The sequence below is a fragment of the Microcoleus sp. A2-C3 genome, assembly GCF_036706065.1.
Lineage (GTDB): Bacteria > Cyanobacteriota > Cyanobacteriia > Cyanobacteriales > Microcoleaceae > Microcoleus.
Genome location: NZ_JAUBVX010000001.1, coordinates 17,439 through 33,605 on the forward strand (window position 1 = coordinate 17,439; position 16,167 = coordinate 33,605).

The 16,167-nt window shown below is 48.1% G+C and carries 5 protein-coding genes; 1 reads left to right on the forward strand and 4 read right to left on the reverse strand.

The genetic code is table 11. The features are described 5' to 3' along the window. Positions 1-7: 7 nt before the first annotated feature. The 3 genes from QUB66_RS00060 to QUB66_RS00070 all read right to left on the reverse strand — a co-directional run bounded on the left by QUB66_RS00060 (position 8) and on the right by QUB66_RS00070 (position 9,679). The gene (locus QUB66_RS00060) at positions 8-3,226 is read right to left on the reverse strand and encodes a DUF4347 domain-containing protein (protein ID WP_332965680.1); all 3,219 of its coding nucleotides are present in this window, start codon (positions 3,224-3,226) and stop codon (positions 8-10) included. 526 nt (positions 3,227-3,752) lie between these two features. Further along, positions 3,753-7,196, reverse strand: coding sequence for a DUF4347 domain-containing protein (locus QUB66_RS00065; protein WP_332965682.1), 3,444 nt, complete (start codon positions 7,194-7,196; stop codon positions 3,753-3,755). A gap of 986 nt (positions 7,197-8,182) precedes the next feature. Beyond that, positions 8,183-9,679: a hypothetical protein gene (locus QUB66_RS00070; protein ID WP_265235767.1), complete on the reverse strand. Its 1,497-nt coding sequence runs from the start codon at positions 9,677-9,679 to the stop codon at positions 8,183-8,185. 74 nt (positions 9,680-9,753) lie between these two features. Here QUB66_RS00070 and QUB66_RS00075 point away from each other — a divergent pair, with 74 nt between their 5' ends. Continuing rightward, positions 9,754-11,415, forward strand: a complete 1,662-nt coding sequence (locus tag QUB66_RS00075; protein ID WP_332965683.1) for an ArnT family glycosyltransferase — start codon at positions 9,754-9,756, stop codon at positions 11,413-11,415. Between the two features lie 352 nt (positions 11,416-11,767). Here QUB66_RS00075 and QUB66_RS00080 read toward each other — a convergent pair whose 3' ends face one another. After that, complete coding sequence (locus tag QUB66_RS00080) at positions 11,768-16,117, reverse strand: response regulator (protein WP_332965684.1); 4,350 nt, start codon at positions 16,115-16,117, stop codon at positions 11,768-11,770. Positions 16,118-16,167: the final 50 nt, after the last annotated feature.

Genomic DNA, 16,167 nt, shown 5'->3' on the forward strand with positions numbered 1-16,167 from the left:
GGGGTCACTACAGAGTAATGAAATCGCTAGCGGTGAGAGTACCGGGTGCTACACCGTTAAGCTTAGCTAACAATTGATTAGTTCCAGTCACACTAATCAAAGTTTGATTGTTGCTAGACGTAATACTGAGTTGATTGAAACTCAAACTGGGATTCAACCCAATTAAATCCTCGCCCTTGTGGAAATCAGTAATGATATCGCTACCCAAACCTTGATTTAGCAGAAATACATCATTTCCCGAACCTCCAGTCAATGTATCGTCCCCAACATCCCCGGAAAGGAAATCGGAACCGCTGCCACCGCTGAGAATATCATTACCTTTGCCGCCGTAAAGCGTATCGTTACCAATGTCGCCGCAGAGTACATCATTCTCATTGTTGCCGAACAGCAAATCATTGCCCTCGCCGCCATCGAGACTGTCGTTTTCTTTGCCTCCGTAAAGCGTATCATTTCCCGACCCGCCAAAAATCAGGTCTGTACCTTCATTGCCAAACACAATATCGTTGCCATTCCCAGCATTAATTGTGTCATTTCCCAAGTTGCCTAAAATGTAGTCGTCGCCATCTTCACCCAGCAAAATATCGTCATCTTTGCCGCCAAAAATGGTATCGTTGCCAACGCCACCAGCAACAGTATCTTTGCCGATATCTCCCCTCAAAAAGTCGTCGCCATCTCCGCCAACAACAGTGTCATTGTCTTTGCCGCCGTAGATGGTATCGTTGCCAGCGTCGCCAGAGATGAAATCGCTGCCTTCATTGCCGAAGATTGAGTCGTTATCTGCACCGCCTTGAATGTTGTCATTGCCGCCCATGCCGTAGAGAGTATCGTTGCCGGCTTGTCCGTTAATTGAGTCGTTGATGTTACCGCCCATGATGAAATCGGTAGTGTCGCCGCCGTTGATAGTTTGTTGGACGGGGTTGGGGGTGATGGCAGCAGAGTCGAAATCTGGGGCGGTCAGGTCATCTAGCAGGCAATCATCTTTGTCGGGTGTGGGTGTCGGAGTTGGTACAGGTATCGGAGTCGGAGTCGGTGCAGGTATCGGAGTCGGAGTCGGTGCAGGTGTTGGAGTTGGAGTTGGAGTTGGAGTTGGAGTTGGAGTTGGAGTTGGAGTCGGAGTTGGTGTGGGAGTCGGTGTCGGCGTGACTGTAGTTGTGAATTCAAAAGCGCCGATATCGACGATCGCACTTCCGTTACCATCACCATCAGCCGGACGAGTCACACCGCGCTGATCCTTAGCTGGCGCGCCTGCACCAGTACCTGTGTCAATGGCGGGACTTCCTGCTAGCAGCGGCAGCACGAAAGCCCCGTTAATATTTTGCAAAGCGCCAAGTTTCGGATCTGCGATCGTAATACTTGCCGTCGCATTATTGTCATTAGGATCGCCCGTCGTCAGTTTAGCAGGAAATTGCAGATTATTTCCCCCGTCAATTAGTGCCCTTCCAGTTTGGTATTTAACTTTAAAAGGATTGCCAGCCGTATTGCTATCAAAAATCGAATTCTTGACAGTAATTGGCTGATTTCCAAAAGTCGCAATACCGCCAGAATACTCTCCAGCAGTGTTCTTGGCTAAAGTCGAGTTGACAATGTTAGTGGAAAAGGAATCTCTGTTGCCGACAACTATTCCCCCGCCCTGTTTAGCAGCGGTGTTGCCGGAAAACGTACTGTTTACAATGCTGACATTTCCATCTTCTCCTATCCACAAGCCGCCGCCGTTATCATCCGCTGTGTTGTTGGCAAAAGTGGTATTTGTTACTGTCAAATCAACATTTCCGTGGCGGACTCCGCCGCCGGAACCTCCTTGACCTGCTGCATTTTTGATAGCCTTGTTGTTAACAAAAGTGCTATTTTCCAAAACTACTTTGTCTTGGTTGTAACCAAACAAAAAGGCTCCACCTCCTTCTCCTGTCCCGATATTGCCGTCAAAAGTGCTGCCTCGGATGATAATATTGCCAGCAACAGGCCCCGGAGTTGCATTGGGGCCCGAAGCATTAGCGCCATCGACGTAAACCGCCCCGCCAGGGCCTTTATCTGTGCGGTTGCCAGTGAATTTAGAGTTTTCGATCGTCATGCTGCCCAACAGGTTATTCACAGCCCCGCCGTAGCTGCCTTTGTTGTTGGTAAATTCGCTATCTCTGATACTCAGAACACCGCCGCTTTTAGTAGCGATCGCCCCGCCGCCGCGTTCGGTATTGCTAGCCAAAGAACCGTCATTGCCACTAAACTTGCTGTTAATTACTGTTGTGGTGCTGCGAAAACCCGTGTAAATTCCGCCGCCGAAACCGGCAACATTATTGTTGACTTGGCAATTTTCTAAAGTTAAAGTGCTGTTACCGCCAGTTTGAATGCCGCCGCCGCTGCTAGTTGTCTCGTTATTGGGATCGGTTCCCGAAACTTTGCCATTGGCAACAATCAGGTTTTTTAGAGTAACATTTGTTGAACCTTCGGTGAGGATTACCCGCGAAGTGTTGTTGCCACTGATGGTTAAATTACTAGCACTAATTGCATCAATTGTCAAGTTTTTGTTGATGACAAGTTGACCGGAAGTCAGAGTAATTGTTTGATTGGCAAGAGTGGAGGCAAATTGAATGGTGTCGCCGGCTGCTGCGGAGGCGATCGCACTTCTCAAGGAACCGGGCCCGCTATCATTATTGTTGGTAACGGTAACAGTCGCTAAAGTCCCTTGGTAATTTGCCATTGCTTCTGGAGTCAACGCTAGCGGTGCTTCAATATCACCCTTGGTAAACTCCAAATTCCAGTTACCACCGCGGCCAGTGCGATCGCTAGATGCCGCCATATCAGCCCCGGTTAACTCCGAAAGGCGATCGACAAAATCGCTTCCATCACCCGCAGCCACATCGCAACCATAAAGCATGATATCAGCTTGGTCGCTCAGTGCAGTGCGCCACCCTTGCAACTGGCTTTCATACTGCGGCAAATTATCGGAATTCAACGTCGCCGAACCTAGCTGCAAACTGCCAGAATTCCCGTGAGAAAAAATGTGAATTTGGTCTACAGTTCCCCCCGCAGCAGCAATTGTTTGCAGTTTCGCAGTAATTTGCTCGACTCCGTTGCTATTTTTATCTAAAATGATTGTCTCAGCATTCCCGATCACGCCCCCCGCCAGGGTTTGATAGTCATCTAAGTCCGAGTCAATGAAGACAAGAGATTTAGAACGAGACTTGCCGAGAACAGACTGTGAATCAATACTGGTAAAAGTTGAGTTCATTTTGCATACCCTATGATCGTGTTTACTATTTGCTGGTAGATTCACCTTCAAGGCAGAAGGATCTCTGATGCTGCCTTCACTCGGTCGAATTAAAACCTCCGCGATAAATCGGGGGATTTCAATTAAGAAGAAAACCAGGTTTTCCTCGATGATTTAAATTCGTGAAGTGCATCAAAATTCAAATTCTGGTAGGTGGCAATTGCTGTTATTTCAATTAACCGTAGAGGATGTAATGTCAATCCTGAAAAGAGATGCTGCGGTTCCGAATTACTGAGGATTGATTTAGCGCTGCATACATTCGTCTTACCTAGAACCATAAAATCTGCACTCCTGCTCGGTCAATCTCACCTGGAAAGCGCGATCGCAAAAAGTTCCAAAAAATCCGAAATTTAGGTAACTAACAGTAGGGTGCGTCAGGGAGAAAATCCTTGGTCTTTCGTCAAAACATTCAGCCCTGACGCACCTACAAAAACTAACAGATGTCGTGCCAGTAGTAAGGTGCGCGTTCACACCCTACCAGAGGCAATTAGATTGTTACCTGAGTGAAATCGCTAGCAGCGAGAGTACCGGGTAAACCGTTCAGTTTCGCTAACAATTGATTAGTCCCAGTGACGCTAATCAAAGTTTGATTGTTGCTAGACGTAATACTGAGTTGATTGAAACTCAAACCGGGAGCCAATCCAATTAAATCCTCGCCCTTGCGGAAATCAGTAATGATGTCGCTACCCACACTTTTAGTTAGGAAAAACACATCACTTCCCGAACCGCCAGTCAAAGTATCATCTCCTACATCGCCGGAAAGGAAATCGGAACCAGCACCGCCAATGAGGAGATCGTTACCCTTACCGCCGTAAAGCGTATCATTACCGACGTTGCCCGCAAGCACATCGTTTTCATTGTTACCGAATAGCAAGTCGTTGCCCTCACCGCCAGCGAGACTGTCGTTGTCTTTGCCACCGTAAAGAGTGTCATTTTCCGCCTCACCAAAAATCAGGTCTGCACCTTCATTGCCGAACACAAGATCGTTGCCGTTTCCAGCACTAATTGTGTCATTTCCTAAGTTACCCAAAAGGTAGTCGTCCCCATCTTCACCGAGCAAGATATCGTCATCTTTGCCGCCAAAAATAGTGTCGTTGCCCATACCGCCGGCAACAGTATCTTTGCCGAGATCTCCCATTAACGAGTCGTTGCCATCCCCGCCAACAATAGTGTCATTATCTTTGCCGCCACTGACGGTATCGTTGCCAGCGCCACCTTGGATAAAATCGTTGCCATTATTGCCGAAGAGCAAGTCATTATCCGCACCACCATCAATGTTGTCATTGCCGCCCATGCCGTAGAGAGTGTCGTTACCGGCAAGTCCGTTAATCGACTCGTTGATGCCACCGCCCATGATGAAATCGTCTGTGTTACCGCCGTTGAGAGTTTGTTGGGCGGGGTTGGGGGCGATCGTAGCAGGGTCGAGTTGCGGGGGGTTGAGACCATCCAGCGGGGAACCATCCCCAGCCGGAGTTGGAGTCGGCGCGGGTGTGGGAGTTGGCGCGGGTGTTGGAGTCGGAGTTGGAGTCGGCGCTGGTGTGGGAGTTGGCGCGGGTGTTGGAGTCGGAGTTGGAGTCGGCGCGGGTGTGGGAGTTGGCGCCGGAGTCGGTGTGGGAGTGGGAGTTGGCGCGGGCGTTGGAGTCGGCGCCGGAGTTGGTGTGGGAGTGGGAGTTGGCGCGGGTGTGGGAGTCGGCGCCGGAGTCGGTGTGGGAGTGGGAGTTGGCGCGGGTGTGGGAGTTGGCGCCGGAGTCGGTGTGGGAGTTGGAGTTGGCGCGGGCGTTGGAGTCGGCGCCGGAGTCGGTGTGGGTACGACTGCACTGCTGTATTCAAAAGAGCCACTGTCAACGATCGCACCTGGAATGGTATCGCCATCTTGAGGGCGAGTCACACCACGCTGATCCGCAGCAGGCGCACCACTTGCAACCCCTTTATCAATTGCCGGACTTCCGAGCAGCAGAGGCCTGACGAAAGCGCCGTTGATATTTTGCAGAGGGCCGAGTTTGGCGTCTGCGATCGTCACACTTGCCGTAGCATTGACATCGCTGCCGTCATTGGGGTTTTTTGCAGGCCATTGAAAATTCCCTCCTTGATCGGCGTATTGGGCAGTGACGTGTTGCTGAATTCCCCAAGGGTTTCCTCCGTTAGCCGCTGTATTGTTGGAAAAAATCGTGTTTTTGAGGGTGACATTATTGGCATCGGCGAAGATACCTCCACCAACCCAGCCGGCGCTATTATCGGCGATCGTCGTGTTGACAATAGTTGTAGGTGCACCAAGAGTCATTGCACCGCCGAGTTTGTTGAAATCACCAGCAGCAAACACCGTGGAGTTGCCAGAAAACGTACTGTTAGTAATCGTAGCAGGGGCATTGCTTGTCCACAGACCACCACCTTGATTGTTGGCTTTGTTGCCAGCAAAGGTGGTGTTGGTAATGGTCAATCCCTGGTTGGTGCTGTCGCTCAAATTCGTTACCGCACCACCGTTTCCAGAACCTCCACCGTTGGGTAGCGCCAGAATTTCGTTATTTTGGAAGGTGCTATTTTCCAAAATTACCTTGTCTTGGCTGCCGGTGAACAGATAAGCTGCTCCTCCTTCGCCCCGACCTTTATTGTCTTGAAATACGCTGCCACTAATCCGAATTGTGCCGGAAGCTTCAGTTGTAGAACTAGCTCTGTCTGTGTAAACTGCGCCACCAAAACCCCTTAAAAAGGGATTATCTTGGCCTGTTGCGTAAACGGCTGCGGTGGTGTCGTTGCCGATGAATCGGGAGTTTTCAATTGTTAACTTGCCTTGAAGGCTGTTAATTGCTCCACCATTAATTCCTTTGTTGTTGGTGAAGTCGCTGTTGGTGACAGTAAAAGTTTTGGAGCTCAAAAAGCCGATCGCACCTGCACCGCGTTCGTCATTACCTGCGGTGGCGATGTTGCCGTTAAATTTACTGTTCGATACTGCCAGGGTATTGTTGAAATTACCGAAAATTGCGCCACCACCTTGATCGGCAACGTTGTTATTGAACTGAACGTTGTCTACTGTGAGGCTTACTTCGTCGGTTGTGCCGATCGCGCCACCTGTCCCAGTCGTTTTACCGTTGACAATAGAGAGATTTTTGACGGCAAAATTCGTGGCAGTCACAACGTTTGCATTGACAAAAAAGGCGCGGGATGCGTTATTACCGCTGATGGTTAAACCCGCGGCGGCCGTGCCGTCAATGGTGATATTTTTGCCAGCAGGAATATCGAGTTGACCGCTGGTGAGGGTGATGGTTTGACCAGCCAAACCGGGAGCGAAGGTAATTGTATCACCAGCTACAGCGGAGGCGATCGCAGCCCTTAACGAACCTGCTCCGCTATCGCTATTGTTGGCTACAACGATAGTAGCTAAATCACCTTGGTAATTTGCCATTGCCGAAGACTGTAAGGCTAAAGGAGATTCTATTTGACCCTTAGCAAATTCTAAGTTCCAGTCGCCGTCTTTGCCGGTGATATTGGTAGACGCGGCAACGTCAGCTCCAGTAAATTCACTGAATTTGTTAACGAAATTAGCACCTGTACCTGCTGCTACATCGCAGCCGTACAGCATGATGTCTGCTTGTGGGGCGAGTGAAGTTTGCCACTTTTCCAACTGGCTTTTATATTGCTCGATGTTATCTGAACCCAGAGCGGTATTACCCAGTTGTACGCTGCCAGAACTCCCGTGAGAAATAATGTGAACCGAATCGATCGCCCCATTACTAGAGGCATATTTTCCAATTTCAGAGGTAATTTCTTCGATGCCATTTTTAGTGCGATCGAGTATTACCACCTGCTGTCCTGGCAGCACTCCTGCGGCAATTGACTCGTAATCTTCCACACCAGAATCAATGAAGACTAAGGAACGGGGTGGCAGTTTTTCTAAAGAAAGTTGTGAGTTAACTTGAGCGAACGTAGAACTCATATTTGATACTCCATTATGGGCGTTATTGGTAGATACAGCCCTAGAGTAATCTTATCAGTCTTGTTTGATTACATATTAACACAAATTTTTGGTTTAGTGCAATATTGAAAAGTTTTTTTTGAACATCTTTTGATCCGGATTTACTTTTGAGCGCTTGTAGGAACTGGGATTTTTGACTGCAATCACTGGGGAGTAAATAACAAAAATTATCGGGAACATTTAAATAAATTTAGCTTCTACTAGCCGAATTTTGTCATAAAAATGGGCGGTTGAAATAGTATCTATACAAACAAAACCCGATTTCAGAAAGGTTGAATATCGGGCGGTTTAAATTACCTTATTTTCTTTACCCCACGGAGGTGAAATACCCTTCCCGAAGGCTAAAGCGTTTTTATAGACGCGGTTTTAACCGCCGTCTAATCTGATATTAAATGTTGGTTAATCGATCGCAATTAAGTTGTTTTTGTGCTGCCGCGCGTACTTTGGGAAATGCCGTAGTTACTACAAAGGTTATGAGAATTATTGAGCGGGAGTTGATCTGATCGATCGCACATTCAGTCAAATTTAATCGTTGATTGCGATCGCCCCTACATCCGCTAATGAGCGTTGCACTCTAGCCAGTTGCCCTCAGCACGCTCCACATCCTCAATTAAATCTCTCCTTAATTAGCAAACAGTCGATCGCCCGTGCGGTCGTTGCTGAGTGTGTCGATATCTCGATCGGCATAAGCCGAGGTAATTTTCTTGATAAGTATGTGGGTACATATAAACATTAGATTCGGAGTTTCAAACCGCTGGAGTCAGATCATCGGAAATTGGTAGTGACCTGGTTTGTTTCGCCGATCTTTATCAACCTACATATTAGTCTCGCCTATTTCTGCGATGCTGCCATCCGCGATCGCACGGAATTTATGTTCTGCATATTTTCCCAAACGGCCGGCAGGCCCGTAATTACCGATCGATCCTGTATCCTGGCATTAACATCGCTCAAGATTCTGTGGAAGATGGCGGTTTTTTCCCAGAATTCCGAATATTAATAATCTTGTTGAGGGCATCGAACCAAAAACTAGCTCCCATTGAAATAGCTACGCCGCTCAATATCCAACCAAACAATTTTGCGATCAAAGCCGGCAACAATAAATTACCCTGCGCGTCTATTTCTAACCTGTTCGGTTCGCTCCATCCAAAAGGCAGAGCTACATTATCCAAAGCTCGATCGACATCCTGCTGAACTTGGCTCAGACCGGTTAAATTATCTAATTTAGTCTTAGCGTTTTTTTCCACCAACTGCTGAGCATACAAATTGACAGTCGATCGCAGCATCGAATCCTTCGACAACCGATTAACAATATGAATGCTATCAGCATTAACGGTAATCGCGATCGCAGTTCCCAGCAAAATCGCCACCCCTCTAGAATTCCGCTTGTAAACCCCCGAAGCGCGCTCCATCGATTGGTCAAACCAAACTTCAATTTCTTGCTGAAACCGCTGCAACTGGTCTTGAGTATCTCCGCCACCTGTTTCAGCGCGCTGAGCTAAAATATAAAGACTGCGTTTCAAAGATTCTGGCATACTGTCCAAGGTTTCTTGAATTTGCTTGTAAATCGGACTCTCCTCTCTCTCATCCATAATTTGTGCTACCGTCTCCTGAGTTTTGCTAACTTTCCTCACAGTATTTAACAGATTACTCAAACTGGGTTGCAGTTGCGCCCGCAGCGCCGCCCGCTCAAATTCGCTATCAAAACTCGCCTTAACAAAAGCCATCTGTCTCTGAAATTCTCTCCCTCCCAGCTCGGTTTCTGGCAGATAAACCTGAGAATCATTAATATAAAATCCCAACTTTTCCGACATCCGATCTAAACTGTTGTTCAAACTTCCCAAATCGTTTTTATAATCTTCAACAACTCGATTGAACTCCGCAGTCAGCCAGCCAAATTCTTGTTCAATAATCGGTTTAGTAGACTCCGGCAGATTCAGACCCTCTCCAATCACTTGAATTTGTGCCAACTGTAAATCTTTAAATCTTTCCAGTCTACTTTTAGAGAGCGATTCCACCAAACGAGAAATTTTTAAAGTATCCAAAAGGCTCGCAGCAAAACTATCTGCTGGAATATAAGAAGGCCCACTTGATTTATTACCAAAAATATTTTTAGTCCCAGTGATTTGGAGGAAAAAATGCCCCAAACGGTGCGTAATAGAGCGGAATCCCTCTGGTAAAAGTCCTTTCGCTCCCTGATTCAAATCCTTGATGATTGGATTGGCGTAAATTGAATTAGCCAACTGTCCGACTCGCTGAAATTGCACCGAATCTTTCGCGCCTTCGCTGCCTCCAGAAATCAGCACTTCGATCGACTTTTTTAAATGTTCCGCCCGCCACTGCAAAACAGTAGCAATCAATTCCTGAATTTCGGAAGCTAGCAAGCTTAATGTCAGGTAGATAAACACTAAGCCAATGATAATATCTATAATTACAGGCAAGTTCATGGTATTTCCCCGATCGCAAATAACTGCTGTCTAAGTTTACCTTCTCTTTGGGACGCTAAAAACTCTCTTAAGTTATGTCAGAAATCTTTCCATTCCCAGACCGCAAACCGAAAACTCGCTTCAATGACAGCTTGACAGACAAACTGTGGATGCTGGCTTTGCTGTTGGCTGCGGTGCTAATTTTTGGGCTGAATCTGGGCGGCGTGGCGTTGCGGGATTGGGATGAAGGGATTGCAGCCCAGGTAAGCCGGGAAATTTGGCGCGGCAATTTAAATTGGCTGTATCCAACGATCGGCTCCGTGCCTTATTTGAACAAGCCGCCGCTGGTACACTGGCTGATCGGGCTGTGTTTTGGCGCCGGCGGTGTCAGCGAATTGACGGCGAGGTTGGTACCGGCGATGCTGACAGCGGCTTCAGTGCCCCTGCTTTACGCCATTGGGCGGGAGTTGTATCCGCAGCGCTCGATCGCCATTTTTTCGGCTCTCGTTTACCTAACGCTGCTTCCGGTAGTGCGACACGGACGTTTGGCGATGTTAGACGGAGCAGTTTTGTGTTTTTTGCTCGTCTCGATGTGGTGTTTGGTGCGATCGCGCCGCGACTTGCGCTACGCCTTGGGGGCGGGGATCGGGTTCGGGCTCATTTGCCTAACTAAGGGCGTGATGTTGGGGCTGTTGCTGGGCGCGATCGGCTTTATTTTCCTGGTTTGGGATACCCCGCGACTCCTCACTTCTGGGTATCTTTGGGGCGGATTGGCGATCGGAACTTTCCCCGTAGCGGGTTGGTATTTTGCCCAATGGCTGCACTACGGCCAAGATTTCATCAACGCTAATTTACTTAACCAATCTTTCCGACGCATTTGGGAAACATTAGGAAATCACGAAGGCCCGCCCTGGTATTATCTTTTAGAAATTTTAGAATCAGCTTGGCCGTGGCAGTTATTTTATCTGCAAGGGCTGTATTTGAGTTGGGAAAATCGCAATTTTCCTGGGCCAAAATTAGTATTAGTTTGGACGGGAGTATATCTGCTCGCTATTTCTGTGATGAATACCAAATTGCCTTGGTATGTTTTACCAGTTTATCCAGCTTTTGCTCTAGCTGTTGGCAGCTATCTCGCTGAAGTTTGGGAGCAAATGTGGCTACCGGAAGAGCAGATCAAAGATGAAGCAGAAGAACATTTTAATGCTATATCTTTGTTACCTCATCCCGCGATTTTTGGAATAATAGCAGTAGTTGCTGTCGTCGGTTGTGTGTACTTCAGCGGCTTGCTAAGGCTGGGCGGACAAATTGTGTCTCCCCAGCGAGATTTGCAATTAATAATGATGTTTTTAGCTTTGACAATGACACTGGCTGGCGTATTACTGCACCGCAAAGATCGACAGTTTTTATTGGTTTTAATTTGGGGAACTTACGTCACGCTGTTAGTATTTGTGGCTTCTGATAACTGGGTTTGGGAACTAGCGGAGGATTATCCAGTTAAGCCGATCGCCGAAATTGTCCGCCAAGGAACCCCAGTCGGTCAGGAAATCTTCACCTCTCATAAATTACCTCGTCCGTCGCTGAATTTTTATAGTGAAAGACAAGTGATTGTCGCCGACGGGCTGACACTTAAAGAGAAATGGCAATCTCTCCCGCAACCTTATTTTCTGTTGGAAAAACCTGTGTTAAAACATTTAGCTTTGGAGAATGCTGAGGTTGTGAAAACAGCGGACGATTGGGTTTTAGTCACTAGAAAATAAGTGCAGCAATGAGAGTTAATATAGCCCAATATACTTCAATACGGTTCACTTAAGAAAGATCCACCCTAACCCCCTTAAAAAGGGGGGGACAAGAATGCCCTCAAAGTCCCCCGACTATCCGGGGGATTTAGGGGGATCTCCGGGGGTATAAATAGTGTTAAATGAACCGTATTGCAATATACTTGGGTGAGCGCTATATGTCATTGCGCTCTCGTATAGCGAACCAATCGCCTGGACTATGGCGCAATAAGCTTGGGTTAGCTAAGCGTGTCCGACCTCGCAATGACAGTGAGATTGCTTCGTTCCTGGCAATGACAGTGAGATTGCGATGCAAACGGACATGATCTAACAGCTAACAATCAACAGCTTGCTGTTCTATTTTTAACGCCGCTGCGACTCTTTGATATTCCGCCTCAACCTGTTGTAAAAGCCCGCAGGAGTGCCCAGATAAAGGCTGGTTCGCATTTGTCCCCATCCGGCCCATGATTTCGAGTTCCTCGCACAACTCAAACAAGCGAAAAGCACCGAGAGTTCCGCTAATCGATTTCAAGGAGTGAGCCGATCGCCTTAAAGCTAGCGGATCGGCATTGCTGAGGGCCACAGAGATGCCTCGCAGCAGTTGGGGAGCTGTTTCGAGGTAAATGTCGATCACCTCCTCCAAAGCTTCCACATCTCGCAGTCCTTCTATAATCTTGGGATTCAGGCAATCGCCAGTTTTTGGTAAAGCCCGATCGACATTTGATACATCACACCCGACAACTGCGGGAGAATTGGGCATTTTCACTTGTTGATTTTCCGCCACAGCCCCATTCGATCGCGATTTACACGCGCTCAAAGCTCGTACCAACTCCTCAATGGCGATCGGCTTACTCAAATAATCGTCCATCCCCGCAGCCATGCACTCTTCGCGATCGCCCTGCATCGCATTTGCCGTCATCGCCACAATCCAAGGGCTCGTCGATTTTAGATTTTGGATTTTGGATTTTGGATTGTTAGATTGTTCGTCAGTTTCAGAAACTTCTGATTCTCCCGTGGGATTTTCTGAGGTAAAATCCTCTAAAAATTGCTCGCGGATGCGGCGGGTAGCTTCCAAACCGTCCATTTCCGGCATTTGCACATCCATCAGCACCACATCGTAAGGTTGGCGGCGCAAAGCTTCCAGCACTTCGATACCGTTTCCTGCCACATCCGCGCGATACCCCATCCGCTGCAAAATTTGCAAAGCTACCTTCTGATTCACCAAATGATCGTCAGCCAGCAGAATCCGCAGAGGTAAGTTATCCGCCAGTAGGGGTATGCTTTGCAAGAAAGGCTTATTGGTGTGCTGTACTCTAATTTCAGTTGCCTGTTTGCCAAAAATATTGATTAAAACATTGTAAAGCTGAGATTGTTTGATCGGCTTGTTCAAAAAAGCAGCAAAATCTACCTCGATCGCAGGGGTGTTAATTTCTTGTCTGCCGATCGAAGTTAGCATCACTAACGGCAACTTTTGGCGATCGGGATACTGGCGAATTTGGGCAGCTAAATCCAACCCGTCCATTCCCGGCATTTGCATATCCAAAATTGCCAAGTCAAACTCTTCTTTGGCAGCGATCCAATCTAAAGCCAAACGAGCCGAAGCTGAAGCCCTAGGCACCATTCCCCAAGATTGAGCTTGCAGAGTCAAAATTTGGCGGTTGGTAGCATTGTCATCGACAATTAAGACTCGCTTACCAGCTAATTCTGGTTGAGAATTGCTCAAGTTAACTGGTAATGAACTATTGGAGCCAGAAACAATCGTACTGAAATAAAAGGTAGAGCCTACTGATTTGGGATTTTGGTCGATCGGCTGGTTGCTGAGTACAGATTTGCCAGAGCAATATTTTTCAGCAATTTCACAAGATTCTCCCCATTCCAAATCAAAAACTGCCGCTTGAAAATCTGCGGGAGGATTGCCCGCAATACAACCCATACTTTCCACCCACATCCTGCCGCCCATCATTTCGGCCAAACGCTTGCTAATTGCCAAACCTAATCCGGTGCCGCCGTAGTGCCGGCTCGTTGAAGAATCAACCTGGCTGAAAGATTTAAACAGTCGATCCATGCGATCGCCCGGAATGCCGATACCAGTATCTTTAACCGCAAATTGTATTTCGTATAGTTGGTTAATTTCTCGTGGTTCGCCATTAATTTCGGGCGGTTCTTGATCGTCGATCATGGACAATGCAAGCTTTTTGGCTGTCACCGAAAGCACCACTTCTCCTGCTTGGGTAAATTTCACAGCATTGCTGAGCAAGTTGATTAAAATTTGCCTCAAGCGGGCGCTGTCGCCGATCGCCGTTGGTGGTACGGAGCGATCGATCAAGTAACCCAATTCCAGTTTTTTTTCTGCCGCCTTGGTAGCTACCAAGTCGAGAGATTCCTCAATGCAAGTGCGGATGTCAAACGGATGTTCCTCCAAGTCCAATTTGCCCGACTCAATTTTCGAGAAATCTAGAATATCGTTGATCAGCGTCAGCAAAGCATCGCCGCTGCTGCGGATAGTTTCTACAAAATCACACTGTTCGCGAGTTAAGCTCGTATCTAGCAGTAAACCAGTCATGCCGATGACTCCATTCATCGGAGTGCGAATTTCGTGGCTCATGGTGGCTAAAAATTCACTTTTTGCTCTGGTAGCCGCCAGTGCTTCGTCGCGAGCTTTTGCCAAATCTACGCCTGTTTGCTGGTGTTCTAGTTCGCTTCCTACCCACTGAGCCATCAGTTTCACCAACTCTCTGTCTACAACTCGGAATGGTTCTGTTAGAGGAGTCTGAGCAAAGAAGCATAGAGTGCCGTAAACTTCACCTGCCACCGTGACGGGAATGCCCATATAAGCTTCGATATTGAAGGCAGGAACGCCCGTATTTAAGGACAAACCCGAAAACCTCACCGACTCAAAGTACATCGGTTCTGTTGACATTGCCGTAGCCACGCAGAAGGTTTTTTCCAAATCGTAGATTTCTGATTTGGCGATCGACTCATCGGGACATTCAACAGCCATTATTTGATAGTTGTCGCCTTGAATGCGGGACAAAATTCCCACGGACAGGTTTAGCTGTCGGCATCCCATTCCCAGCAGTTCTTGGAGGCGCAAATCAAACGTAGAAAGGATGCCCTGGGGGTCTGTACGGGGAGCCGAAATCACTTGGTACAAAGTTTTAATGGCAGCTTCGCTTTCTCGCAGTTCTTGCTCTGTTTGCTTCCGCAGGCTGATGTCGCGGGAAACGCCGATAATTTCTTGTACGGAGCCAGTTTGGGGATCGCGGATCGTGCGGCTGGTGGTTTCAAACCAAATGTATTTGCCGTCTTTGTGGCGGATGCGGTAGCTAAGGGTGTAAGTAACTGGGAGCGCCAGGACTTGCGAGTGAGCTTTGGCGATGCTTTCTAAATCGTCGGGGTGAAAATAATCGCTGGGGAGGTGGCCGATCAGTTCTGAAGGTTCGTATCCCAGCAAAGCTTGGCTGGCTGGCGAGACGTAAACAAATACGCCTTTGGGGTTGTGTCTGGTGATCATGTCGGTTGAGTTTTCTGCCATCAACCGATAGCGGTTTTCGCTCTCCTTATGTTCGACTTGAGAATTGCCCAATGCTTCTAGCATCTGGTTGATGGTGTCGGCCAAGCTGCTGAGTTCATCGCCTCCTGGCATTTGAACGCGCAAGTCGGGATCGCCGTTGGCTGCGATGTTGCTGACGCTAGTGCTCAAGTCCGCCAATCTCGCCAAGACTAATTTTTCTAGCAACAGCAGGGCGATCGCGCTAAATATTACACCTACTGCCAATATCGAGAAGGTAAAGAGTTCTAAAGTAGCCTGACCTTGGCGAGAGATTACTCGGTCTACTTCTACTCGCAGCAGCAGCGCTAGCTTGCCCCGGATGTCGCGAATCAGCGCGTATCCTGCGACTACGCTGTCGCTGAGCGGCTCAACTAAAATTTCTACTGATTTGAGGTTGGAAATTTTTAGTTTGAGATTTTCCAAATCCTGGCTTGAGCTAGCGAGTGCTTTAGCGCCTGGGCCTGAGTAGTTCGTGGCTCCCACTTTAAAATCTAAACTCGGCAATCTAAAATCCACTGACAGGTGAGTCAGTTTTGAAAGCAAACCGATTTCGGTGTTGTCGAGGTAGCGTGCCAGGATCAGCGTCCCCCGTGGCGGGCCGATCGCGTTGCTGTTGACGATCGGCTTTGAGGCAATTAGCAGTCTAGCTTCTGGCAGAGTCAGGACACCTGTTTTGGCGGTTGGGCGATCGGCAGAACCTGTCTGTGACTCTAGCAGCGCCTCGGTCAAGTGCTGTTTTAAGCTTGCCGGAATCGGGATTTCGGTTTGGGATTTCAGGTCGAAACCTTTGCTGAAGATGGTCTTGCCGTTGGAGTCCAGCAGCACCAATAAGTTTAGCCTCAAGTAAACAAATGTCAAATCGACAAAATTTGACTTGACAAAATCCTGGTTCCGTGTATTGACAAAAGAGTAAGTGTCATCCCACTCGGCGTAATCTTGAGCGCTGGTGTCTAAATTCGACAAATCGTCATCTAGCGCGTCCAAAGCCCGCGCCACATCCTGGCGGACGTACTGTGCCTCCAGGTTGTTAAAATCGTGCAGCAAAATGGTTGATGCAGTGGCATAGAGAACCACAATCAGGCTGATCAGGGCTGCACCGATGATTAATAGTGTTTTTTTACGGAGTTGCATGGCGTCGGCCTCCTCACGGTGCTACTAGGCAACTAGCCTGGGGAGGTTGG